This is a genomic window from Roseobacter sp. HKCCD6576-2 (assembly GCF_013179285.1).
GTDB lineage: Bacteria > Pseudomonadota > Alphaproteobacteria > Rhodobacterales > Rhodobacteraceae > Rhodophyticola > Rhodophyticola oceani.
On record NZ_WVNW01000005.1, the window covers coordinates 104,342 to 125,299 of the forward strand.

Sequence of the window (20,958 nt, forward strand, 5' to 3'; positions counted from 1 at the left end):
AACGCCTGAGTGACTTGATTTATGGTAGCCAAGTCATTGCTCCGGAAAAGCTGTTCGAGACATTTCCAAAGCGCCAGCCCGCCGGGACGGGCAGGCGCTCGACCGGCGCCTCCGGCTTGATTCCGGTCGGGGTGGCTTGTTGCTCGACGCGCGTTCAAATGCCAATCCCCCGGGGCTCCGCCCGTTCGCGCCTTGAAACGTCCGCTGGACGTTTCACCGGCCTTCGGTCGACCCGGCGCTCCCCCCCAAACCCTCCCGCATCTTCTTCGTCATTCCGGCCACCACCAGACGATAGCTCTCCTCGATATGCTCCCGCAGCATCGCGTCACTCATCGCGCCGTCTTTATAGACCTGCAGCCATGTCATCCCTCGTGATGCCAGATAAGGCGCGGGGCGGATGCCCGGCTCCCCGCCCAGCACCTCGAAGGCAATCTCGCCCACCTTGAAGGTGAAGGCGTCCTTGCCATCATTCCAGCCGCAGATGGCAAAGACCTTCGGCCCCACTTTCCACACATCCGCATTGCCCCATTGCACCACATGGGAGGTCGCTGTCATCCCGCCACAGAAGCTGTTGAATTCGTCACGTGTCATCGCCCGACCCTGCGCCGCCAAGCGCGGCAAGACAAGCGCCCTTCATATCCGCACAACCCTCTGCGCGTTGACCAAAGCCGCCTCTCCCGCTCCAATATGCCCGATCAACAGGAGCCACCGCCCATGTCCCTCCTCGTCCGCTACACGCTCGCCTCAGCCGAGGATCACACCCGTCAGGTCGACGCTATGCGCGCACTCGTTGCCGGGCTTACCTTCGAGGGCGTCGCCGGCCTTCACTATTCCTGCTTCAAAACCGATGAGCCGACGCAATTCATCGGCGTTCTTGAATTCCCCGATGACGCCACGAAACAGGCCTCCCTCGACAGCCCGTCCTTTGCCGCCTATCGCGCCACCGTCGGCCCCACCTTCGCCACCCCACCGCAAATGACGCAGATCACAGCCATCGCGTCGACAGGAGGGTGATCCTTTTGCGCGCCCTTGCCTTTCTGATGCTGACCGCGCTCCCGGCGCAGGCTTGGCAGGCCGGTGTTGAGGGTTCTCTCTGCACGCTCACCCATTCGGAACCTGGACTCGATATCCGCCTGACCTATGATCCGGTCTTGCCCGAATACACGATCACTCTGACGCTCGAGCAGCCTTGGCCAGACGGCCCCGTTTTTGGCATCCGCTTCGAGGGTGCCAGCCCCAACACAATCACCACCGGAAACCACCAACTCTCGGATGATCGCCGCGCGCTAACCGTGACGGATCGTGGCTTTGGGAATGTTCTGAACGGGTTGGCCGAGAATGAAACGGCCACGGCCTTCACCGCGCCTGTCGGCGCACGCTTCGGCCTGGACGGCGCCGCACCCGAAGTGGCGGTGTTTCGGGCCTGTGTGATTGTGCCCTCGGCCTAGTTATTGAACCAAACCTTTGCACGACCCGACCTATCCCTGAACCATCGATCAGGGAGACCGCTCATGCGCCGCATGATTTCCATTCTTTGCACCCTCGGCCAATTGGCCTTCACCGGCCCGGCCGTCGCGCAATCTATCGGCTTTGGCCTCGGCGTCTCAAACGGGCCGGTCACGCTCAGCATTGGCACGGGCAACCGGAATACGCTGACCTGCGTGACCCGCATTGTGCCCACAGGCGGCGAAGTACGTCTCCGCCGCGGCATGGTGGTCGAAAGCGTCAGCTGCACCGACACAAGCTGCACGGAACAGCAGGTCGTGATCTGCCCGACGCGGCGCTAAACCTCAGAAATCGAAGATATCGTCCAGGAACGACCCGCGCCGTTTCTTTTTGTGATAGCTCGACGACCGATCCCGCCCTTGGTCATAGTCATCGCGCCCGCCACGCTGCGGCTGAGGCGGCGCGGATGGGGTCGAGCGCTCGATAATCTTGTCCAATTCACCCCGGTCGAGCCACACACCCCGGCATTGCGGGCAATAGTCGATCTCCACCCCTTGGCGGTCGGCCATAACCAGTTGGGTTCCGTCGATGGGGCATTGCATTGAGATGTCTCCTTGACTGTGTGACTGAGACATAGGCGCGGGTTGTCGCCAGGCAAACCGCGATAGCAAAAGCCTATCGGCAGCTAGCGTTGCGCCTCCATCTGCCGCGCAATCTCGGCGGCCCACTCACCGATGATCGGTAAAAACTCGATCTGGCTGAGCGACCAGACCAGAACCGACAACAGCAGCGATGCGCCCAGCACCGTGCCCAACCCAAACGCCAGGCCCCGCGCCAGATTGAACAACAGCACCCGAAACACGGAGTTATGCAGCCGTATGAAACGATGCGAATTCAGCAGCGCCACTTCATCGCGGAGCGCTCGTATCTCTTGCTCGATTTCGGCCACGTCCAGGCTCCCTAGCTGTCAAACACCGCTTCAACATCGTACATCACCGGCTCGAAACTCCGGCACATCTGGGTGATCTCGCGGTTGCGGCGGACCATCTCGTCGCTTCGAAGCATCGCTTGAAAGTCTTCGCGGCGCTGCCACTGAGAGTAATTCGCCACGCGGGTCTGGGCATCATTCACATGCAGACCAGCCGCAATGAACCCAGGCTGGTGTGAGATGAACACGTCATAAGCTTCGGTCAGTGCCTCAATCAAATCGCGGCAATTGCCGGGCGTGGTTTCAAAGGTGGTGATCACGGTTTGTAGGGCCGCACCCTTGGCAATGGATGGCATGTGGCTGTCCTTTCTGCCGCAATCGTAGCGCCCGGCTCAAGCTCCGCGCAAAGAAAAAAGCCGCGCATGGGCGCGGCCTTCTGTCATGCCATCAATCGTCCGGAGTTAGCCAGTATAGCCCGCATAGAGATCATCATAACTTGGGTTCCCGGCGGGAATGTCGATGTCACGCCCATTCATCTCTGCTTCAAGCGCCCCGATTGAGTCAACGCGGTCGCCAGGGTCGAGCATCGTCGGGTGAGCGCCGGCATGGTATGCATTATAGACCTCGACTAACTGATCGTCTGAATACCCGCCAGTCCAGTTTGCATATCCTTGAGCCGTCACGCCAGAGGTATTTAACAATGGGTTGTTACCCCAGCCGCCAACGTCAAAACTGCCAAAGAGCGGTTCACTAGGATCAATCTCCGCCAATGCAAGCTGAGTTTCGCCTGTGAGGTCTTCAACGCCGCCAGAGACGACCGCCAAAGTCGCCATAGCAAGGCCAACAGCGCCGGCGGTCAACACGACCCAGTCGACGGTTACAGCGCCACTTTCGCTCCGCAAGAAATCCGCATTGAACCTGTTACTCATAGTCGTCACCCCTCGTATGGTGTCGGTTTATATGACGTTCGAAAGAAAATATGGTCGTACCGAGGCAACACCGGGCCCGATGTCAGGTCATGTTGTAGCAATGTCGTGACTCGGATCAGAGCAGATGCGACCGCATCGCCTGATAAACAACGGCTGTCGCCGCATTGGCCAGGTTCAGCGACCGGATATGTGGGCTTCGCATCGGCAGATGGAAAACACGGTCCGCCATCCCGTCAAGTATCTCCCCTTGCAACCCCTTGGTCTCGCGACCGAAGACAAGATAGGCATCGGAGGGATAATCCGGCGCATAGACCGATTGCGCGCCATCATCTTCGAAGAAAAACAGCTGCTCACGATCCGGCATACGCGCGCTTAGAAAATCTGACCAACTGTCGTATTCGCTCAACCGCACGTGCTGCCAATAGTCCAAACCCGCCCGGCGCACTGACTTTGCGGAAATGTCGAAGCCATAGGGCTTAATCAGGATCAACTCCAAATCCAAAGCCACGCACGTCCGCCCAATCGTCCCGGTATTGCCTGGAATCTCGGGCGTCACCAGCACCACCTTCATCCGCGGCGGCTCAGACATTGGGTTTGCCCTCAAGCCCCAATATCCGGCGTGTTGTTGTCCAAATCGCGGGCAAGCGTGGTGGTGCGTCGAGCTCGGCCAGAACCTCGTCTTTCATCGCCCCGCTCAGATGGGTCTCGGCAAAGCCGCGCGCCCACGCCAACAGCGCCGCCTCATCTTGGGGGCGCAGCCGCACGGCACTGCCGATCAGGCCAACAATCGTGCCAGCGGGTGAGTACCATTCATCTTGGATCGCCCGAATGCGCTCAGGCAAGACCGGGCCGATCCCTCGGATCAGGGCAGATTCCGAGAAGCGGAGCAGCAGCTTGCCCATCTCCGCCCGGCTATAGCCAATGAGCGGCGGAAAGGTATCAAAGAAGATCGGCCCGTCGGCCCCCATGGCGAAATTACGGATCGAGGGGTGATAGCCGATCCGCGCCGGTCGGTCGGCCACAGCCTGCCAGAATGCCGCGATGCTAATAGCGGCCTGATTGAGGAGGGCAATCGCGCGGTCAAGATCGGCCGCGAGTAACATGTCGCGCAGCATCGTTTCCGGCGGCAGCGCCTGTTGCACGATCACAGGTCGGCGAAATCCGATCTCTTCGAGCACCAGAAACTGCGTCTCGGGCAGATTCACCCCCGCATCGCGGAGACATGCGGCATAAGCCTCATGGCGTTCGGCCAAAAGCGACAGAACCTCTGGGTCTCGCCCGCCGCGATAGGTCTTGATCACCCTGTCGGAGAGTGGGCCTTGGGCCGGACGAAACGGTGCACAGAAATAGCCCAATCGGCTGACGGGTTCAGCACGCTCAGCCAGTGCATCGCGCACCGCCACATTGAGTTGATCTCTGTCCATGTCAGGCCCCTTTGCTGCCAACCCGTGGTTAGGGTGCATAGCCAAGGCGCGCAAGGGTGGGCTGGAGCCAAGCACACCTGCGTGGTAACTCTAGATCATGACACGTCAAACCTCCGTCATACGGGACACCGATGATGAAGCCCGCGCGCTGGCGCGAAAGCTGATCGATGATGCGCGGTTTGGGGCTTTGGGTGTGTTAGACCCCAAAAATGGCGCGCCGATGGTGAGCCGGATCGCTGTGGTGCCCGACAAGGACGGCACGCCGCTCACCCTGATATCGGACCTTTCAAGCCATAGTGCCGCCTTGGCCGCGAACCCAGCCTGCTCCCTCTTATTGGGTGAACCCGGTGCGAAAGGCGATCCTTTGACTTACCCACGGCTGACCTTGCAGTGTCGGGCAGAGCGTGCCGACAAAGATGGCCTGCGCGCGCATTACCTTGCGCATTACCCAAAAGCACAAGTCTATTACAATTTTACAGATTTCCGACTGGTTCGACTTCAAATCACGTGTAGCTTTCTCAATGGCGGCTTCGGCAAAGCGTTCCACCTCACCACTGCTGATCTCGCCCGCTAGGCCTATCCCCCGGCCGAAGCCATGGTGAATAGATGAACGAGATTGACCCCAACCTACCAGGCATTTGGATCGTTCCCGGCGAAGCCTTCACCTATGAGATCCTGCCAGATGGCAGCTATCACGTCGCTACGCCCCCTGCAGCGCTCACATTTTCCGAAGATGCCACCGTGATGACCTGGGACGGGTCCGACTATGTCCGACAAAGCGGGAGTGGCAAAGGTGTCGAAGGTCATTGGATGGCGCGCGATGCACGCGAAGACTGGCTATTCTCAAACGATGGACGGTACCAGCTCAGGCTTGGTGACGATAGCCCAGCGCTGACGGGCATCTGGGCCCTGCGCAACGGCGGCACCCAACTCTGGACCCGAGAGCGGCTTGCCCAGTTGGTGACGGATGGGGCGCAGGTCACATTTCAGATGCAGGGGGAACCCTCCATCACCTATGGGTACACCGTATCCGATGGCGTTTGGGTTCTGATGGACCCGGTTAGCTGGGAAAGACGCGCCACCTATCGCCGACCATGACCAGTTACCAGTGCTCGGTCCCCAGTGCGCCTTTGATCTCCCCGCGCAGATTTTCGGTGACCCAACCGCCGTAAAAACTACTGGGCTGCGGCATCACTTTATGCCGCCCCACATAACAGGCCTCCATCGGCTCGGCATAGAACGCCAGATACCCCGCCAATGGCGCAAAATCTTCGCTCGGTCGGGCATAGCTCCATGCCGCACGTTGGCGTCGCACGCCGCCTGCCGATACACTCCAATACCGCGCGGCCCCCTTCCATTCGCAATAGCTGGTGCCCTGCGCGGCCGTCAGAACGCCAGCGGCGACATCTTGTGGCGGGAAATAGTAAGTCGGCGCGTGATGGGTTTCGAGCACCCGAAAACCGGCACGGGTTTCGGCAATGGTCATCCCGCCAAGCACCACCCTTAAAACCTGCGTCACCGCCTCTAAAGCGGGTGGTCGTGGATAGTCTTGGACATTTTCTTGTAGAAGATCGGAAATCACACACCTCCGATCCGGGGCTCTGCTCTCTTAAGACGCGGAAGATAGCCGGACCGTCCCGTCACACAACCCCCAGCGATCAGAATCGATCAACCCCCGGCTCAGTTGATGGCCGCGGATGAGTTGGTCATCTTGCGCCATGTCACTGGCTGAGCCGAGCCTCAACTATCAACATCTAACTGACGAACCCTACCCCACCCCGCAGCAGCTCAGATCATATTGTCATACCGAGATGATTTCAGGCACCAACTTGGGACGCGCGCAGAAGGCGGACACCGTTGATCTGCCATCCGGCCTCGGTTTCGATCATTTGATACCCCAACACATGCGCTACCCCTTGGCCATCAATGATCTGCACCCGCTGCACGATGAGCCCGCCAAGCGTCTGCAAATCCAGATAGTCGATCTGCCCAGGTCGCCAGACCATCGGATAGCCCTCTTCGACCATCCGCCCAAATCGCTCGGGCGTCTGAAACAGGCGCTGGATGTTTGGGCTGGCATAGGTCCACGCGTCGTCCACGTCATCGGCCAGGAAGGCCTCAAACTGGTTCTGGATCGTGCGTTCAATCGCCGGGTTGGGTGCCAGAACCTCTTGTGCGGCCGCCACCGCGCCCGCACAGATCATCATCATCGCCAAATATATGCGCCGCATGGCCCATGTCCTCCGCCGTCATGTCCGACAAAACGGTAGAGCCCAGACAGCGCCCGTCAACGCGAGAGGTTCAAGCGGCCAGCTTGCCTGCCAGCCCATCTTCGATCAGTTGCACGGTCTCAGCTACGCCATAAAGCGCCACAAACCCGCCAAAACGCGGGCCCTGCGACGCCCCCAAAAGCACTTCGTAAAGCGCCTTGAACCAGTCGCGGAGCGGCTCGAACGCATGCTCTTTGCCGACTGCAAAGACGATGGTTTGCAACGCCTCATCTTCCACTGGCCCGTCATAAGCGCGCAGCCGATCCGCAAGATTACGCATCGCGGCGGCCTCTTTCTCATCCGCCTCACGGAACACTTTGTGAGGCTTCACGAAGTCGTTGTAGTAGCGCACGGCAAATCCGGCGGACTGATCCAGATCCGGGTGGCTCTCGGGCGTCGCATCGGGCGCATAACGGCGGATGAAACCCCAGAGCGCCTCTTTATCCTCGGCACTGGCCACCGAAGCGAGGTTCAACAGCATCGCGAAGCTCACGACCATATTCGACGCTGGCACATTATGCCCATGGATATGGAACACCGGGTTGTTCATCCGCTGCGCCGCATCCTGCGTCCCGTATGCGCGGAGTTGCTGATGATACTCATCGACCGCTTTCGGGATCACATCGAAATAGAGCCGCTTGGCGCTTTTCGGCTTCTGATACATGAAGTATTGCAGGCTTTCCGGCGCGGCATAGGTCAGCCACTCCTCCATCGACAGACCGTTGCCTTTCGACTTCGAAATCTTCTGCCCCTGCTCATCATTGAACAACTCATAGGTCAGCGTCTCTGGCGCAGGACGTCCAAGCGCGCGGCAGATTTTCGTGGCTTGGGTGACGGAGTCGATCAAGTCTTTGCCCGACATCTCATAATCGACGCCCAAAGCGGCCCACCGCATCGCCCAATCAGGCTTCCACTGCATTTTCACATGCCCGCCGGTCACCGGCACTTCGACCCGTTCACCATCCGGCTCTTCATAGACAATCGTGCCTTTGGCCACATTGCGTTCCAACGTCGGCACTTGAAGCACATGGCCCGTTTTCGGGCTCACCGGCAGGAAGGGCGAGTAGGTCGCGCGCCGTTCCTCGCCCAGGGTCGGCAGCATGATGTCGAGAATTCTGTCGAACCGCTCCAATGCCGTCAGCAGCATCTCGTCGAAATGCCCATCACGGTAATAGTCGGTCGAGGAGATGAATTCGTACTCGAAGCCATAACTGTCCAAAAACGCGTTCAGACGCGCGTTGTTATGGGCGCCGAAGCTGTCATGGGTGCCAAATGGGTCGCGCACTTTGGTCAGCGGCAGATGCAAATCCTCGGCCATCTGCTCCTGGTTCGGCACATTGGTGGGAATTTTGCGCAAACCATCCATATCGTCGGAGAAGCAGATCAACCGGGTTGGGATGTCGCTGATCACCTCGAAGGCGCGGCGCACCATCGTCGTGCGCGCCACCTCGCCAAAGGTCCCGATATGCGGCAGGCCAGACGGGCCATAACCGGTTTCGAACAGCACATACCCCTTCTCGGGCGGCGCTTTTTCGTAACGTTTGACCAGACGGCGCGCCTCTTCAAAGGGCCAGGCCTTGGAAGTCATCGCGGTGTCGCGCAGATTGGTCATCGTCTCTCATCCATTCATTGGGGCGCGCCACCTTGCCGCGCGCGCCCCTGCACCTATTGCCCCGCGCCCCGAGGGTCAATAAATTCCAACCGAAGATACGTGCCCGAGCAGGAGACCACCGATGACCGAAGAAACCGCCCTTTCCGCACAGGATGCGCTGGTGGCCGTGATGGTGGCCGTTTCGGTCTCTGATGAGAATATCCGCACCTCAGAGCTTCTGACGATGGAAGAGCTCGTCAATCACTTGCCCGTCTTCGCCGACTATGATGCGGACCGCATGAAACGCGTCTCGCAAACCGTATTTGACCTGTTCGAAGAGGAAGATGGGCTGGATGCGCTCTTCGGTCTGATCAAGGATGCCCTGCCGGAAAAGCTGTTCGAAACGGCCTATGCGCTTGGCTGTGATGTGGCCGCTGCGGATGGAAAACTGCGCCAAACCGAACTGCAATTCTTGATGGAAATCCGCTATCAACTCGATATCGACCGGCTGCACGCCGCCGCGATCGAACGCGGCGCCCGAGCGCGGCATATGACGCTTTGAATTGCGGCTAAGCCCATATGGCGCGTGACGCCAGCGAGGGAAGGATCACCCCATGAACCACGCCGACGTCATCGCAACGACAACCGAGACACTGCGGACCCACCCGAGTGTTCGGGCTCTATTTCTCAGCGGCAGTTACGCCACAGGGTTCGATGACGCGTATAGCGACATTGATTTTGTCTTGGTGACGCCGGAAGGCGCCACGGATGAGATCGCAAGCCTGTGGCGAGAGGCCATCAGCAAGACCGGCGAGATCGTCTTGTGGTGGGACCGAAATGTCAGACCGGTGCTGATCAATGCAATCACGGAGGATTGGCTCCGCACAGATGTCGTGATCTTGAAACCCGATCAGATGGGGGCGCATAAGCAAGACGCACTGAAACCCCTCTTTGATCACGACGAGATATACGACACCTTACCCGCGAAAACGGTCGCGCCAGCACCCAACCCAGCATATCTCAGGTACCAGTTTGAAGAGTTTATTCGGATCCTAGGTCTCCTGCATCTCGCTGCCGGGCGCGAAGAATACATCAACGGCGTACTTGGGGTTTTCCACCTGCGTAATAAGTTGGTCGACCTTCTGATTGCGGAAACCGGCGCGCCTCATAGGGGGGGTGTCTTGCACCTGAACCGGTTGATCACCGACGCGCAAAAGGAGGTTTTGACAGCATTACCGCCGCCGGTCGCGACCCGGGAGCAGATGATCGCGGGCCATTTGGCTTATGCGAAGGCATATCTTCCCCGCGCGCGCATGCTTGCAAAGCAATGGGGCGTCGACTGGCCCGAACGTTTTGAGGCCGCAACATGGGCTCAACTCAAGAAAACGCTATCGATTGAGAAACCTTACTGACGCCGTTGCGGCCTGCCAGCAGGTCCAGCGCTTCTTTCTACCCGTAGACTCCAGCCCATCTCTCAATCAGCCGCTGCTGGAGCCGCTTTGACCGTCTTGTATAGCTGCGGCCACCCTCTGGGCGCTCCATTTGCGCCGGGTTGAGCGCCTGTCTCCGGTCGAGGTCAGCGCAAAAGATTGAGAAGGCCAGATCCCGTCCGCCGGGCGCTCTGGCATAGCCTGCCAGCGAGCTGACGAAATTCAGCGTCCCGGTCTTGGCCACAACCTCCACTGGATGATCGGCGATCAGATTGCCCTCGGCGTCGCGCATCGGGATGTCTTTCATCAGCCGTCGGACCATCCCATTGGCCCCCGCCTCCACCAGGGCATGGGTCATATCCTGCGGTCGGACGCGGCTCGCGTCGCCCAGACCCGAATGGTCAATGAAGGCCGTGTGACGCGACCCAAGCCGCTGGTTCATCCATGTGTTCATCTCGGCCGCTGATCCGTCAAGGGAGCCGGGCGCGGCACCCCCGGCGATACTTGCGCTCAAGCCCACCGCCTCGGCGGTGATATTGGTGGACCAGCGCATCATCCCACGCAGGATATCCTCCAAGGGCTCACTCACATGTTCCGCAAGGACCGAGCCGTTTTGTGGCGAAACACCTTCTCCCGGACCGGCCAATACAATCCCGTTTGACCGGGCCAAGACCTGAAACACCTCGCCAGCGTAAAGATGGGGACGGCGAACCGGCAACCAACGGCTGCCGCCATTGCCAAGCGCGCGCCGGGCGACAGTCCAATTCTCGCGGGTCTCGGTTTCTTCATAGGTGTAGACAGGCACATCGCGGTCGGCGACGCGCATCCGCATCCGCGCCACGGGCGGGCGCAACGTCTCCGAGCGCGCATCCATCTGAACACTATACTCGCCACCATCCCGCGCCCATTCAAAATGCACCCTGTTGAAATTGAGATTCAGACCGGAGATCGCCGGATTATATCCCACATGCGCGGGCTGCTCCGGATCAATCGCGCGGATATAGGGCAATGCGTTGGATGCAAGCATCAACCGCCCGGTCACCTCGCGAAGTCCACTTTCACGTAAGGAGCGCGCCATCGCACTCAACTGGTCGGTGCCAAGCAACGGGTCACCGCCACCGACAAGCCATAGGTCGCCATCAAGACGGCCGTTTTGCACCGGCCCATCCGCGACCAATCGCGTGCGGAACCGATATCCCGGCCCAAGCCGGTCCAACCCATAGGCACAGGTGATCGCCTTGGCGACGCTGGCCGGGGGCATGCCAAACAGTGGATGGACCACCTCCAACATCTCACCGGTCCGCGCATCAGCCACGGCGAAGCCCACGCGCCCACCCAACCGTGCCTCGGCGATCAGCTCTACTGCGGATGGGATCGCGCGCCGCGCCAACCCGGTGGGCCGAACCATCGGCCTAAGCGATGTGTCAGGTGGCATTGCCCATGCGGGTTGGGCTAATCCGGCCAAAGCGCCGCCTACAAATATGCGCCGTGAAATCATCTGATCAAATACCTCGGAACTCTGTCGCAACTAAACCGCAGGCCGGGACGCCGCTCAACCCTTTCAGCGGTCACAAAAACCCCATATGCGGGGATCATGAAATCCGACACGCTCCGCGCGCTTCCCCTGATGTTGGTCGCGATGGCCCTGATCCCGATGGGAGACAGCGCCGGAAAACTGCTAACCACGACCTACGGGGCCGAACCGGTTTTCGTTGCCTGGAGCCGGTTTGCGCTCGGCGCGGTTATCCTCGCGCCCTTCGTTCTGCATCTCACCCCGCCGCGCCTGTTTCTGGATTGGCGGATTTGGCTGCGTGCTTTGCTGGTCGTGGCCGGGATCACCTCAATCCTGACCGCGCTTAAGACTGAACCGATCGCCAATGTCTTCGGCGCATTCTTCGTCGGCCCGATCATCAGCTATTTTCTGTCCGCGTGGCTTCTGGCCGAGCCGATCTCGCGCGGTCGAACCACTTTGCTTTTGGTCGGGTTCATCGGTGTGCTTTTGGTCGTGAAACCCGGCTTCGGCATGACCCCAGGGCTTGGCTTCGCGGTCTTGGCGGGGCTTTGTTATGGGGCCTTCCTCACAGCATCGCGCTGGCTGGCGACCGCGGCGCGCGCCCGGGCGCTTCTTTTCTCTCAGTTGATGATCGGCGCACTGGTTCTGGCCCCATTCGGCCTGACGGCCCTACCTGCGTTCAGCGCGCCTGTCGCGGCCTATACAACGGTTTCGGCGCTTGGCTCCATGCTTGGCAACCTGCTGCTGGTCATCGCACTTCGGTTGGCACCGGCCTCCGCGATGGCGCCCTTTGTCTACACCCAACTCGTGGCAGCGACGTTCCTCGGTTGGCTCATCTTCAATGATTTCCCAGACATGCTCGCCCTCACTGGGCTGGCTCTGCTGTTGATCTCCGGCCTGGCCTCTTTGGCATTGCCTGCAGGCAAAGCGCGTTAACGCACCCAATCACCGCGCGCGCGGATCTCACTCGACGACACATCCACCATCGGCACGTTGAGAAAACACCAGGCCGGCGGTTCGGACCAGGCCAGACCAGGCGCGGCGGAGGCAGGCAGTTTATACCGGCGAAACACCTGGGCCGCCTTTGACGTCCTGGCCGAGATACGCTGCCCCGGGCGCGCCATGACACCGACAGGCACATTGCGCATAATCCACTCCCACCGCTGCCAATGATGGAAACTGGCGAGGTTGTCGGCCCCCATCAGCCAGACAAACCGCACGCCTGGATACGCCGCAAACAGCCGCTCCAGCGTCTCGGCAGTGTACTGCGTGCCAAGCTGCGCCTCGACGTCGGTCACCTCGACCCGCGGATGCTGCACCAGTTTCCGCGCGGCCGCCATTCGGCGTTCCAGACGCGCCGGCCCTTCGGCTTTGAGGGGATTTCCAGGGGAAACCAGCCACCAAACGCGGTCCAAACCGAACCGTTTCAACGCCTCGCGGCTCACATGCACATGGCCCGCATGTGGCGGATCGAAGGACCCCCCGAACAGGCCAATGGCCTGGCCCTCGACAGCATGAGGCAACGAATATCGCATGAGTTCCCCTTGGACACGACGGCTTTGATGGGTTGTCGGTGGGGCGCTGTCAATCCATCCCCTCCCCGGTTCGGCGCTGCGGCGCCACTGAATCTGAGCAAATCGTATGACACCGACCTGCCGTATCGTCGCGTCAAGGTAATCGGGCCATTCTCTGCGTAAACCGCAGAGATGAAAACCAATGCTGGTTGCCTGAACCGCGATCGCGAGACGTCCAATCAGTCTCTTTGCCAGCCTTGGAGTCACATCCGCCGACCAAGAACGTCGCAGAAGGTGGCCGACAACCGCCCCGGTCGAAAACCCAGTGCCACAACGCGCAATACCTTCTGCGGGCCTTAACTCGCAAAAATGGGGCCGACCCTCTCGGCTCGGCCCCAATCGCTCATCGTTTCAGAGTTAGAACAACTTATATGGGTTGATCTGCGGCGGATCCGTGGTTCGCGCCCTCCGGGCCTGTGGCAACAACCCGACATCGGCCCGCAAGTAATCGGGGACATCGGCAGATCGAGACACATCTGTTTTGGCAGTCTTGGAACGGCCAAACAGGCTCCCCAGAGCGCGCAGCAAACTGCCAAAGCTCCGCCGCCTGAATCTGATCGTTTGAGGGGTCATTTCGTGCTCTCCATTTAATTGATGGAAAGCCGCCACATGAACGGAAGACATGAAAAAAGGCCGCGTCATGGGCGGCCTTCGAACAGAACTGCTGTCGCGCCGCGTCTACGGGGTCTGGCCGTGAAGGCCTCGTACCTGTGCGATGGAGCAGTTCATTGGATTTCCTCTCAGAGGGGTTCAAGTGAGGTTGTCCTAGCCAGCCAATGGTAGAGTCGCAACATCGAACTTCGACTCTGGTTCAGATCGGCGGAAAACCGTTGCCCAAACGCACAGAGCAAAATCGGCATCCGATGATTGCCCATCGCCCGCGCCCCCATTAAGTAACGGAAAACCCAGATTTCCGACGGAGCATCCCTGCATGGCCAGCTATCAATATGTCTATCACATGGACGGTGTCTCCAAGACCTATCCAGGCGGCAAGAAATGCTTTGAAAACATCCGGTTGAGCTTTCTGCCCGGTGTGAAAATCGGCGTTGTCGGGGTCAATGGCGCGGGTAAATCCACGCTTATGAAGATCATGGCCGGCCTGGATAAAGACTTCTCGGGCGAGGCCTGGGCCGCCGAGGGCGCGAAAGTCGGGTACCTGCCACAGGAACCGCAACTCGACGAAACCCTTTCGGTCCGCGACAATGTGATGCTCGGCGTTGCCGAGAAAAAGGCCAAGCTCGACCGGTTCAACGAACTCGCGATGAACTATTCCGACGAGACCGCCGACGAGATGGCGCAACTGCAAGATGAGATCGACAGCAACAATCTCTGGGATCTCGACAGCCAGATCGATGTCGCGATGGAGGCGCTGCGCTGCCCGCCCGATGAGGCGATGCCGGAGCACCTCTCGGGCGGAGAACGCCGCCGCGTGGCGCTCTGCAAGCTGCTTCTCGAAGCGCCCGATATGCTACTCCTCGACGAACCGACCAACCACCTGGACGCGGAGACCATCGCTTGGCTGCAACAGCACCTGATCGACTACAAAGGCACGATCCTGATCGTCACTCATGACCGCTATTTCCTTGATGACATCACCGGTTGGATTCTGGAACTCGACCGCGGGCGGGGCATTCCCTACGAGGGCAATTACTCCGCCTGGCTGGAGCAGAAGGCCAAACGGCTGGCGCAAGAGGCCCGCGAAGACAAATCGCGGCAGAAGACCTTGGAGCGGGAACTCGAATGGATCCGCCAGGGTGCCAAGGCCCGTCAGGCAAAACAGAAGGCCCGGATCAACGCCTATAACGACCTCGCCAGCCAATCCGAGCGCGAGAAACTCAGCCGGGCGCAGATCATCATCCCGAATGGGCCGCGTCTTGGCGGCAAAGTCATTGAGGTTGATGGGCTGGCCAAGCATTACGGTGACAAACAACTGATCGAGGACCTGAGCTTTGCGCTTCCCCCGGGTGGGATCGTCGGCGTGATCGGCCCGAACGGTGCCGGTAAATCAACGCTCTTCCGCATGCTGACCGGTCAAGAAGCCCCCGATGCGGGCACGCTCGAATACGGCGACACAGTGGATCTCGCTTATGTCGATCAGTCCCGCGATGCGCTGTCAGGTGACGCAACCGTCTGGGAAGAGATCTCTGGCGGGGCCGAGATCATCGAATTGGGCGACGCCCAAATGAACTCCCGCGCCTATTGCTCGGCTTTCAACTTCAAGGGCGGGGATCAGCAAAAGAAAGTCGGGATGCTCTCAGGCGGCGAGCGCAACCGCGTGCATATGGCGAAGCTCCTGCGCTCGGGCGGAAATGTGCTCCTTCTCGACGAACCGACCAACGACCTCGATGTCGAAACCCTCCGCGCGCTTGAAGACGCCTTGGTCGATTTCGCCGGTTGCGCCGTGGTCATCTCCCACGACCGCTTCTTCCTCGACCGGATTTGCACCCATATTCTAGCTTTCGAAGGTGAGGCGCATGTGGAATGGTTCGAGGGCGATTTCTCCGCCTATGAAGAGGACAAGAAACGTCGCCTAGGCCCGGACGCGCTGGAACCAAAACGGGTGAAGTACAAGAAATTTGTGCGGTAAGAAGTCGACTGGAAGGTAAATCTTTCCGCCTATCTGGTCCATTCGTCCAGAGGCTAGATATGGCCTCCTAACTCGACTGTTCTTTGCAGGCAACCTTGCGCAACTGCATTTTTAGGTGATTCCACTTGGTGCACCTCAACGCGTAGGCATTGGTCAGCTCGGGCGCAGCGGAGCGACTTACTTCTCCGCACCCCTCGATACTCGAGAGTCCGATGGTCGGCAGCGATCTCGGGCCACCACCCTATGGCACGGCTTCGGGTCATACCTGGCCCAGCACGCGCAACCAACCGCAGGCCAGACCTGCGGCCATGCACAGACGTGCACGATTGCTCACATCGACGCCAGATTGGCGTAACATCTCTGCCCCGGCGCCGGTTCCGCCCCATGTCTGATCCATGAAAGGAGCCATCCAATGACCCGCCGCAAACCAATGCCACCAAGCCAGCCCACTGCGCCGCGACCGGCGCCCACGCCCTTCCGCTTCACCGATTGGGCGGCTATATGATCGGCCCTATGACCCGCCCGTTTCTCCGATCCGCCATCGCCGCATTCATCGCCGGTCTGTTGGTGCCGCTTGCCGCTCATCTGGGCTTGACCCGAGCCATGGGCGCGCACCCCTGGTGGGACACGCAGGTCGCCTGGATCGGGTTGGTCTTGGGCTTGCTTCTTTCAGCACTCGCGAGCCGACTTCCGGCGCGTTTCGCCATCCCTGGATTGGCGTTGGCCACCGGGCTGGCGTTTTGGCTGACGATGACTGGACAAGCCCGGTTCGCGGCCTCCTTTGCCAGCGATGAGGCCGCCGGGCAGCTCTGGTATTTCGGCTGGATCGCGGTGGCCACATGCGCGGTCGCGCTCTTGGCCTTATCAGCCATGACCATCGTCCGGCGGTGAGTTTTGGTCAGCAAGAGATCGCCAAGCCGGGGCGAATTTTCTTGCTTTGTGACCAAATGCGCCCCATATGCGCCCTGCGACCGTTACCGCAATTCGACCCGCTGTTTCCCCACCATAGGCGCACGACTCGACCTGCTACTGACTGACGCCGTCGCTGCCGCACCACGCGGGCAGTTGATTTTAAAGGAGAAAAGCGGATGGCCAATGGCACCGTAAAATGGTTTAACGCAACTAAAGGCTTCGGTTTCATCGAGCCCGAAGGTGGTTCGCGCGACGTGTTCGTGCACATCTCGGCCGTTGAGCGCGCCGGTCTGACCGGTCTGAACGATGGTCAGAAAGTGACCTTCGACGTCGAAGCTGGCCGTGACGGCCGCGAAAGCGCGACCAACCTGGCCCTGGCATAAGCGACAGGTTTTTGCCGTTTCTGGCAAGTTGAGAGTTTCGAACGGGCGCGCCATATGGCTGCGCCCGTTTTTCTTTGCCCGTTGCAGCTCTGGCTGGGCAAATGACTGGCAAAATCAGACATAGCCGCTATCGTTTAAGTATTGTCTTATCTACTGGAGATTCCCCGATGCGATTGATCCTGGCTTGCGTTGTCACATTGATGACCGCCCCCTTTGCCCAGGCCCAAAGCGCCGAAGAGACGGAATTTATCACCGCGCTCTATATGAATATGAACCCCCTCTCGATCGAGTTTAATCGCGAGGTCTGCGGCTATGTGGTGCGCCGCCCATCCGGGGAACTCGACAGCACGAAGGTCAGTTGGGGCACCAATGCCTCTTGCGCCTCCTTACCGGTCCCACCGGGCGTCGAGGTGATCTCCTCCTGGCACACACATGCGGCCTGGGGCGAGGGGTATGATGGGGAGGTCCCCTCCACAGTCGATGTTGAGGGGGATATGCGACAAGGCGTCAATGGCTGGGTCTCAACCCCGGGCGGGCGGCTCTGGTTTGTGAATGGTCAGACCGGCAATATGCATCAAGTCTGTGGCCGGGATTGCCTGCCCTCAGACCCGAATTTCTTCCCCGAAGAGCATGGGCCGGTGGCCAAGAGCTATACCCTTGAAAGCCTCCGCGCGCGCTTCGGTCAGCGGTGATATCTCCAAGACACCCCGCGACACCTCGGTGGAGAGCTGACTGAAGATATTCGGCTGATCTCGCGCAGCTTTCTACCGTCTGACCTGAGTTGCGCAATGAGCGCCTCTGTCGTTCGGCGCACAGGGGCGTGTTTTGCAACAGGCAAACGGGCAGTTGACCGCTTGTCGGAAGGTGCGACCGTCGTTCTTTAGCGGAGACGCGACCCAGGTTCCAAACCTCTTTTACCGAACTTGGCTCTCAGCGCTCGATATCTGGTCACCCGCATCGACAAGCGCCTGATTGAGGCGGTCGCATTCGCTGTCATAGAAGTCCTGATCGCTTTCGCCGTTGTGCGGTCCTCGCGACAGGCTGCGGGCCAACTCAAAGAAGCCTTTGCCGGGCAAGCTGCCTTGTCCGCGGCTGACAGCGCGAGCAGCGATGAAAGGCTGATCTGCCGCCGCGTCCTCCCGCATCGTAGTTTCAAGCGCACGCGTGATCTTGCGGACGGAGCCCGGCGCCCAAAGCCCAAGCGCGCGCGCCAGCGCCCCATAGGTGACCGGCGCTTGGCTCGGAGCGCGCGCCACAAGATAGGCCCGCACCCGGTCGGCAAGCTCACGCTCCCGGTTCACGGCGGCATCGGTTTCGCGCGGCGGCGGGATTTCTCGCGCCGTTCCATCGCTCAAGACCTCTGCGGCCCAAGCGCGGGTGGTCGTGCGCATAATGACTCGAGTCTTGCCCGCATCCGCGCCTTCGCCGCGTTCGGTCACGCCCGTGACATCGCCAAGCTGCAGACCCAGGCGCAATGCATCTGCTGTCAGGCCAAGCTTCGGCGCAAGATACGCCGGGTCAACGATGATATGCCCATCGTCCCAATCGATCACACCCTCCGGAACGGGCCGGTTCAGCACCGGCGACGGACCATCGTCGCGCGCATAGAACGGATTGCTGCCCGCAGCATGATCCGTCACATCCACGATCTCGCGGATCTGCGGCAGGGCGGCGCGTAGCATCCGTTCGACGCCTTCGCGCAGCGTGGCGGACGAGGCTGCACAGCCCTGGCAACCGCCGGACATGCGCAGATAAACCGTCCCGCTTTCAACACGATCCGCCGAGATTTGCCCACCATGGGCGGCGACGGCGGGATTGACCTGACGGTCGAGCAAATCCTCAACCTCTCGGAATAGCACCGCATCTGGGTCAGCGTCGTCCGGGGCGTCTTCCCAGAGGAGCGGGGTCTCAGTCTCGTCAAGCACGTGGCGGATGACGGCGGCGATGGCAGGCTTCAGCTTGTCCCAATCGGCGGCTTCGGTCTTCTTTGCCCAGATCGTTGCCCCCGTCACCTCGATCCGCCGCACGCCAGGGATCGCGAAAAGCGCCCGCGCCAGCGGCGGGCCGTCCGGCGCATCAAAGCGGAGTGGGCTGCCGGATTGCAGAGGCGCATCCAGAACAAAGCCCATGGCGTTTTCATCGCTTGCCGAGCTTTGGGCCCGAATGCGCCGCCGCGTTGTCGGGTCAGACATCTTCAAGCTCCGTCCCCTGCAACGCGCGGAGCGCCTTGAACGTGTAGATGCCAGTGTCGTGCCCATCGGTGAAAGACAGGCCTAGCGCATAATTCCCGATGCTCCAAATCCGCGTGATCCGTGTGTCGAGCGGCACCGTGTCGGGGTCCAGCAGACGCGCACTCGTCATCTCGTCACGACATTGGGCACAGGTACAGGCCAGGCGTAGATCGCGTTGGGCAAGGCGCTGTTCAAATCCATCGGCCCAACGCAGCGTCAGGCCGCCATCGTCATGGTCCAATGCCGCCAGCTTGTCCGGCGCCCCCCCGGTGACGGGTGCGGCTGGCATCGGCTTGCCAGCGCCATCGGCGATCGACCAGGCAAAGGGCGTCGCAATGCCCCCTGCGCTATCGTCGGTTTGTGCCAATGCCGCCGCGACCTGACGATAAGCCGTGGCCGCCGGGCTGCCCGGAGCGGCCTTGACCAGAGGGGTGCCATCGTCGCCGCAATCCACGACATTGGGATCAAGCGGAACCTTGCCCAGAAACGCCACACCCAATTCCTCCGCGATGGCTTCTCCGCCGCCTTGGTGGAAAATATGCGTGACCGTTCCGCAGGACGGGCAGGTAAACCCGCTCATATTCTCGATCACGCCCAGGATCGGCACATTCACCTGTTCCATCATCCGCAACCCGCGTCGGGCGATTTTGAGGCTCACATCTTGCGGCGTGCTGACCACCACGGCACCCGCGAGCGGAAACGCCTGCGCCAGCGTCAGTTGAATGTCACCGGTGCCTGGCGGAAGGTCCAAAAGGAGCACATCAAGCTGGCCCCAATCGACCTGCTTGACGAACATTTGCAGATATTTGGTGACCATCGGGCCGCGCAGGATCGCAGGCTTGTCATCATCGGTCAGCATCCCCATGGAGATGACCTTCACGCCATGCGCCTCGGCCGGGATCACCATTTGCTGCGGCGTCATGGCGGGCTTGGTACCCGGAATGCCCAGCATGCCTGGGATCGACGGACCATAGATATCGGCATCCACCACGCCAACGGACAGGCCTGCCTCGGCCATCGCGACGGCGATATTGGCGGTGACCGTCGATTTGCCGACCCCGCCCTTGCCGCTGCTGATCGCAATCATGCGGGGTCCCACGGTTTGCTCAGGCCCGGTCATCCCGTTCTCCTTCCGTCTTCAATGTCTGGCTTGGTCCGCGATAACTCGCGCACAGCTTGTCGATTTCCTCGGTGGCAAGTTCCGCCGAAATGCAGGCGCAATAAGCCGTGCCTCCGTCAGATGAGAAATGACTGCAATCGTCGCAGGTGCCGAAAGACGGAACCTCCCTCAGGCTGGCAAGCGTTGTCGCCAGTCGCGACAGTGTTTCCAAGAAACGGTCGCGCTCTTTGGCGCCAAGCTCATCAATCACACCCATCAGATCGCGCAGCGGATCTTGCATCAGCATCCCTTGCCCGACCTCTGTCAAGTCGAAGCATACGCTCCGCCCATCCCGGTCCGACCGCCGTCTGGCAATCAGGCCCCGGCTTTCCAGCGATTTGATTATCTGCGAGGCCGTGCCTCGCGTCGTCGCCTGGAAACTGGCGAAATTCGAGGGCGTCCGCGTGTTGCTGTTGGCCCGCGCGAAGAACCGCAAGCAGGTCCACTGCGCCGCCGTCAGTTCCGAGCGTCCATCCTCGCTGCGCGCAGCGCGGCCCACATGGACCAGCAATTCAGCGATTCGATCCGGCGTCTGGTGTTCATTGATCATAGTCAACTGGTATCGAATCGAAATCACTTTG

28 protein-coding genes are annotated in these 20,958 nt (G+C 60.4%); 12 read left to right on the forward strand and 16 right to left on the reverse strand.

The annotated features are described in order from the left end of the window. Window positions 1–213: 213 nt before the first annotated feature. Window positions 214–591 carry an MmcQ/YjbR family DNA-binding protein gene (locus tag GTF44_RS17045; protein WP_171561318.1) on the reverse strand — a complete coding sequence of 126 codons (378 nt, stop codon included), beginning with the start codon at window positions 589–591 and terminating at the stop codon, window positions 214–216. 123 nt (window positions 592–714) lie between these two features. Between GTF44_RS17045 and GTF44_RS17050 the strand changes: the two genes are divergently transcribed. From GTF44_RS17050 to GTF44_RS17060, 3 genes are all read left to right on the forward strand, one after another. Beyond that, window positions 715–1,014, forward strand: coding sequence for a putative quinol monooxygenase (locus GTF44_RS17050; protein WP_171561319.1), 300 nt, complete (start codon window positions 715–717; stop codon window positions 1,012–1,014). Window positions 1,015–1,019: 5 nt separating this feature from the next. After that, entirely contained in the window at window positions 1,020–1,448 is a 429-nt protein-coding gene (locus GTF44_RS17055; RefSeq protein WP_171561321.1) for a hypothetical protein, read from the forward strand. 63 nt (window positions 1,449–1,511) lie between these two features. Then, window positions 1,512–1,787 (forward strand): hypothetical protein, encoded by a 276-nt coding sequence (locus GTF44_RS17060; protein WP_171561322.1) that lies wholly within the window; start codon window positions 1,512–1,514, stop codon window positions 1,785–1,787. A gap of 3 nt (window positions 1,788–1,790) precedes the next feature. Here the strand turns inward: GTF44_RS17060 and GTF44_RS17065 are convergent, their stop codons facing one another. The 6 genes from GTF44_RS17065 to GTF44_RS17090 all read right to left on the reverse strand — a co-directional run bounded on the left by GTF44_RS17065 (window position 1,791) and on the right by GTF44_RS17090 (window position 4,727). After that, window positions 1,791–2,048, reverse strand: coding sequence for a zf-TFIIB domain-containing protein (locus GTF44_RS17065; protein ID WP_171561323.1), 258 nt, complete (start codon window positions 2,046–2,048; stop codon window positions 1,791–1,793). 83 nt (window positions 2,049–2,131) lie between these two features. Next, a complete protein-coding gene (locus tag GTF44_RS17070; protein ID WP_145215380.1) occupies window positions 2,132–2,395 on the reverse strand; it encodes a DUF5665 domain-containing protein in 264 nt (87 codons plus the stop codon). Between the two features lie 11 nt (window positions 2,396–2,406). Next, on the reverse strand, window positions 2,407–2,730 hold the full coding sequence (locus GTF44_RS17075) for an antibiotic biosynthesis monooxygenase (protein WP_145215377.1): 324 nt from the start codon (window positions 2,728–2,730) through the stop codon (window positions 2,407–2,409). A gap of 105 nt (window positions 2,731–2,835) precedes the next feature. Continuing rightward, complete coding sequence (locus GTF44_RS17080) at window positions 2,836–3,303, reverse strand: hypothetical protein (RefSeq protein WP_171561174.1); 468 nt, start codon at window positions 3,301–3,303, stop codon at window positions 2,836–2,838. A 115-nt stretch (window positions 3,304–3,418) separates the two neighbouring features. Next, complete coding sequence (locus tag GTF44_RS17085) at window positions 3,419–3,892, reverse strand: tRNA (cytidine(34)-2'-O)-methyltransferase (protein WP_216365115.1); 474 nt, start codon at window positions 3,890–3,892, stop codon at window positions 3,419–3,421. Continuing rightward, window positions 3,885–4,727: a DUF6206 family protein gene (locus tag GTF44_RS17090; protein ID WP_171561324.1), complete on the reverse strand. Its 843-nt coding sequence runs from the start codon at window positions 4,725–4,727 to the stop codon at window positions 3,885–3,887. The genes GTF44_RS17085 and GTF44_RS17090 overlap by 8 nt, the downstream gene beginning before the upstream one ends. Window positions 4,728–4,824: 97 nt before the next feature. Here GTF44_RS17090 and GTF44_RS17095 point away from each other — a divergent pair, with 97 nt between their 5' ends. Further along, window positions 4,825–5,301, forward strand: coding sequence for a HugZ family protein (locus GTF44_RS17095; RefSeq protein ID WP_171561325.1), 477 nt, complete (start codon window positions 4,825–4,827; stop codon window positions 5,299–5,301). Window positions 5,302–5,333: 32 nt separating this feature from the next. Then, complete coding sequence (locus GTF44_RS17100) at window positions 5,334–5,825, forward strand: hypothetical protein (RefSeq protein ID WP_171561326.1); 492 nt, start codon at window positions 5,334–5,336, stop codon at window positions 5,823–5,825. 4 nt (window positions 5,826–5,829) lie between these two features. Here the strand turns inward: GTF44_RS17100 and GTF44_RS17105 are convergent, their stop codons facing one another. The 3 genes from GTF44_RS17105 to GTF44_RS17115 all read right to left on the reverse strand — a co-directional run bounded on the left by GTF44_RS17105 (window position 5,830) and on the right by GTF44_RS17115 (window position 8,609). Further along, the gene (locus GTF44_RS17105) at window positions 5,830–6,309 is read right to left on the reverse strand and encodes a DUF427 domain-containing protein (RefSeq protein ID WP_367383467.1); all 480 of its coding nucleotides are present in this window, start codon (window positions 6,307–6,309) and stop codon (window positions 5,830–5,832) included. 235 nt (window positions 6,310–6,544) lie between these two features. Further along, on the reverse strand, window positions 6,545–6,958 hold the full coding sequence (locus GTF44_RS17110) for a DUF4864 domain-containing protein (protein WP_171561327.1): 414 nt from the start codon (window positions 6,956–6,958) through the stop codon (window positions 6,545–6,547). 70 nt (window positions 6,959–7,028) lie between these two features. Then, window positions 7,029–8,609, reverse strand: a complete 1,581-nt coding sequence (locus GTF44_RS17115) for a lysine--tRNA ligase (RefSeq protein ID WP_171561328.1) — start codon at window positions 8,607–8,609, stop codon at window positions 7,029–7,031. A gap of 121 nt (window positions 8,610–8,730) precedes the next feature. Between GTF44_RS17115 and GTF44_RS17120 the strand changes: the two genes are divergently transcribed. Both GTF44_RS17120 and GTF44_RS17125 read left to right on the forward strand, forming a co-directional pair. Beyond that, entirely contained in the window at window positions 8,731–9,150 is a 420-nt protein-coding gene (locus GTF44_RS17120) for a tellurite resistance TerB family protein (protein ID WP_145215355.1), read from the forward strand. Window positions 9,151–9,202: 52 nt separating this feature from the next. Next, complete coding sequence (locus GTF44_RS17125) at window positions 9,203–10,000, forward strand: nucleotidyltransferase domain-containing protein (protein ID WP_171561330.1); 798 nt, start codon at window positions 9,203–9,205, stop codon at window positions 9,998–10,000. 37 nt (window positions 10,001–10,037) lie between these two features. On the opposite strand, the gene dacB is transcribed toward GTF44_RS17125, so the two are convergent. Next, a complete protein-coding gene (gene dacB, locus GTF44_RS17130; RefSeq protein WP_253261290.1) occupies window positions 10,038–11,453 on the reverse strand; it encodes a D-alanyl-D-alanine carboxypeptidase/D-alanyl-D-alanine-endopeptidase in 1,416 nt (471 codons plus the stop codon). A gap of 159 nt (window positions 11,454–11,612) precedes the next feature. Between dacB and GTF44_RS17135 the strand changes: the two genes are divergently transcribed. Then, the gene (locus tag GTF44_RS17135; RefSeq protein ID WP_171561333.1) at window positions 11,613–12,467 is read left to right on the forward strand and encodes a DMT family transporter; all 855 of its coding nucleotides are present in this window, start codon (window positions 11,613–11,615) and stop codon (window positions 12,465–12,467) included. Here the strand turns inward: GTF44_RS17135 and GTF44_RS17140 are convergent. Then, complete coding sequence (locus GTF44_RS17140; protein WP_171561335.1) at window positions 12,464–13,066, reverse strand: nicotinate-nucleotide adenylyltransferase; 603 nt, start codon at window positions 13,064–13,066, stop codon at window positions 12,464–12,466. The two genes, GTF44_RS17135 and GTF44_RS17140, sit on opposite strands and share 4 nt — an antisense overlap. A gap of 970 nt (window positions 13,067–14,036) precedes the next feature. On the opposite strand from GTF44_RS17140, the gene ettA reads away from it, so the two are divergent. Next, window positions 14,037–15,692 carry an energy-dependent translational throttle protein EttA gene (ettA, locus tag GTF44_RS17145; RefSeq protein ID WP_145215340.1) on the forward strand — a complete coding sequence of 552 codons (1,656 nt, stop codon included), beginning with the start codon at window positions 14,037–14,039 and terminating at the stop codon, window positions 15,690–15,692. 259 nt (window positions 15,693–15,951) lie between these two features. Here the strand turns inward: ettA and GTF44_RS17150 are convergent, their stop codons facing one another. Further along, window positions 15,952–16,089, reverse strand: a complete 138-nt coding sequence (locus GTF44_RS17150; RefSeq protein WP_171561336.1) for a hypothetical protein — start codon at window positions 16,087–16,089, stop codon at window positions 15,952–15,954. Window positions 16,090–16,205: 116 nt separating this feature from the next. Between GTF44_RS17150 and GTF44_RS17155 the strand changes: the two genes are divergently transcribed. The 3 genes from GTF44_RS17155 to GTF44_RS17165 all read left to right on the forward strand — a co-directional run bounded on the left by GTF44_RS17155 (window position 16,206) and on the right by GTF44_RS17165 (window position 17,679). Next, complete coding sequence (locus GTF44_RS17155) at window positions 16,206–16,583, forward strand: hypothetical protein (protein WP_171561338.1); 378 nt, start codon at window positions 16,206–16,208, stop codon at window positions 16,581–16,583. A gap of 197 nt (window positions 16,584–16,780) precedes the next feature. After that, window positions 16,781–16,987, forward strand: coding sequence for a cold-shock protein (locus GTF44_RS17160; protein WP_121896372.1), 207 nt, complete (start codon window positions 16,781–16,783; stop codon window positions 16,985–16,987). A 167-nt stretch (window positions 16,988–17,154) separates the two neighbouring features. Next, window positions 17,155–17,679, forward strand: a complete 525-nt coding sequence (locus GTF44_RS17165) for a DUF4329 domain-containing protein (protein ID WP_171561340.1) — start codon at window positions 17,155–17,157, stop codon at window positions 17,677–17,679. A 222-nt stretch (window positions 17,680–17,901) separates the two neighbouring features. On the opposite strand, the gene GTF44_RS17170 is transcribed toward GTF44_RS17165, so the two are convergent. The 3 genes from GTF44_RS17170 to GTF44_RS17180 are packed head-to-tail and all read right to left on the reverse strand — an operon-like array spanning window position 17,902 to window position 20,927. Then, window positions 17,902–19,179 (reverse strand): DUF6522 family protein, encoded by a 1,278-nt coding sequence (locus GTF44_RS17170; protein ID WP_171561342.1) that lies wholly within the window; start codon window positions 19,177–19,179, stop codon window positions 17,902–17,904. After that, window positions 19,172–20,338 (reverse strand): P-loop NTPase, encoded by a 1,167-nt coding sequence (locus GTF44_RS17175; RefSeq protein ID WP_171561344.1) that lies wholly within the window; start codon window positions 20,336–20,338, stop codon window positions 19,172–19,174. The genes GTF44_RS17170 and GTF44_RS17175 overlap by 8 nt, the downstream gene beginning before the upstream one ends. After that, window positions 20,325–20,927, reverse strand: coding sequence for a MarR family winged helix-turn-helix transcriptional regulator (locus GTF44_RS17180; protein ID WP_171561346.1), 603 nt, complete (start codon window positions 20,925–20,927; stop codon window positions 20,325–20,327). Before GTF44_RS17180 ends, GTF44_RS17175 begins: the two co-directional genes overlap by 14 nt. Window positions 20,928–20,958: the final 31 nt, after the last annotated feature.

What these genes read in the sequence shown, in the direction of transcription:
- dacB (WP_253261290.1), bottom strand. Translation starts at nt 11,453, where the DNA reads ATGCCACCTGACACATCGCTTAGGCCGATGGTTCGGCCCACCGGGTTG.
- GTF44_RS17090 (WP_171561324.1), bottom strand. Translation starts at nt 4,727, where the DNA reads ATGGACAGAGATCAACTCAATGTGGCGGTGCGCGATGCACTGGCTGAG.
- GTF44_RS17050 (WP_171561319.1), top strand. Translation starts at nt 715, where the DNA reads ATGTCCCTCCTCGTCCGCTACACGCTCGCCTCAGCCGAGGATCACACC.
- GTF44_RS17100 (WP_171561326.1), top strand. Translation starts at nt 5,334, where the DNA reads ATGAACGAGATTGACCCCAACCTACCAGGCATTTGGATCGTTCCCGGC.
- GTF44_RS17080 (WP_171561174.1), bottom strand. Translation starts at nt 3,303, where the DNA reads ATGAGTAACAGGTTCAATGCGGATTTCTTGCGGAGCGAAAGTGGCGCT.
- GTF44_RS17120 (WP_145215355.1), top strand. Translation starts at nt 8,731, where the DNA reads ATGACCGAAGAAACCGCCCTTTCCGCACAGGATGCGCTGGTGGCCGTG.
- GTF44_RS17170 (WP_171561342.1), bottom strand. Translation starts at nt 19,179, where the DNA reads ATGTCTGACCCGACAACGCGGCGGCGCATTCGGGCCCAAAGCTCGGCA.
- GTF44_RS17075 (WP_145215377.1), bottom strand. Translation starts at nt 2,730, where the DNA reads ATGCCATCCATTGCCAAGGGTGCGGCCCTACAAACCGTGATCACCACC.
- GTF44_RS17065 (WP_171561323.1), bottom strand. Translation starts at nt 2,048, where the DNA reads ATGCAATGCCCCATCGACGGAACCCAACTGGTTATGGCCGACCGCCAA.
- ettA (WP_145215340.1), top strand. Translation starts at nt 14,037, where the DNA reads ATGGCCAGCTATCAATATGTCTATCACATGGACGGTGTCTCCAAGACC.
- GTF44_RS17150 (WP_171561336.1), bottom strand. Translation starts at nt 16,089, where the DNA reads ATGGATCAGACATGGGGCGGAACCGGCGCCGGGGCAGAGATGTTACGC.
- GTF44_RS17140 (WP_171561335.1), bottom strand. Translation starts at nt 13,066, where the DNA reads ATGCGATATTCGTTGCCTCATGCTGTCGAGGGCCAGGCCATTGGCCTG.
- GTF44_RS17160 (WP_121896372.1), top strand. Translation starts at nt 16,781, where the DNA reads ATGGCCAATGGCACCGTAAAATGGTTTAACGCAACTAAAGGCTTCGGT.
- GTF44_RS17180 (WP_171561346.1), bottom strand. Translation starts at nt 20,927, where the DNA reads ATGATCAATGAACACCAGACGCCGGATCGAATCGCTGAATTGCTGGTC.
- GTF44_RS17135 (WP_171561333.1), top strand. Translation starts at nt 11,613, where the DNA reads ATGAAATCCGACACGCTCCGCGCGCTTCCCCTGATGTTGGTCGCGATG.
- GTF44_RS17045 (WP_171561318.1), bottom strand. Translation starts at nt 591, where the DNA reads ATGACACGTGACGAATTCAACAGCTTCTGTGGCGGGATGACAGCGACC.
- GTF44_RS17165 (WP_171561340.1), top strand. Translation starts at nt 17,155, where the DNA reads ATGCGATTGATCCTGGCTTGCGTTGTCACATTGATGACCGCCCCCTTT.
- GTF44_RS17175 (WP_171561344.1), bottom strand. Translation starts at nt 20,338, where the DNA reads ATGACCGGGCCTGAGCAAACCGTGGGACCCCGCATGATTGCGATCAGC.
- GTF44_RS17115 (WP_171561328.1), bottom strand. Translation starts at nt 8,609, where the DNA reads ATGACCAATCTGCGCGACACCGCGATGACTTCCAAGGCCTGGCCCTTT.
- GTF44_RS17095 (WP_171561325.1), top strand. Translation starts at nt 4,825, where the DNA reads ATGACACGTCAAACCTCCGTCATACGGGACACCGATGATGAAGCCCGC.
- GTF44_RS17060 (WP_171561322.1), top strand. Translation starts at nt 1,512, where the DNA reads ATGCGCCGCATGATTTCCATTCTTTGCACCCTCGGCCAATTGGCCTTC.
- GTF44_RS17125 (WP_171561330.1), top strand. Translation starts at nt 9,203, where the DNA reads ATGAACCACGCCGACGTCATCGCAACGACAACCGAGACACTGCGGACC.
- GTF44_RS17110 (WP_171561327.1), bottom strand. Translation starts at nt 6,958, where the DNA reads ATGCGGCGCATATATTTGGCGATGATGATGATCTGTGCGGGCGCGGTG.
- GTF44_RS17155 (WP_171561338.1), top strand. Translation starts at nt 16,206, where the DNA reads ATGACCCGCCCGTTTCTCCGATCCGCCATCGCCGCATTCATCGCCGGT.
- GTF44_RS17085 (WP_216365115.1), bottom strand. Translation starts at nt 3,892, where the DNA reads ATGTCTGAGCCGCCGCGGATGAAGGTGGTGCTGGTGACGCCCGAGATT.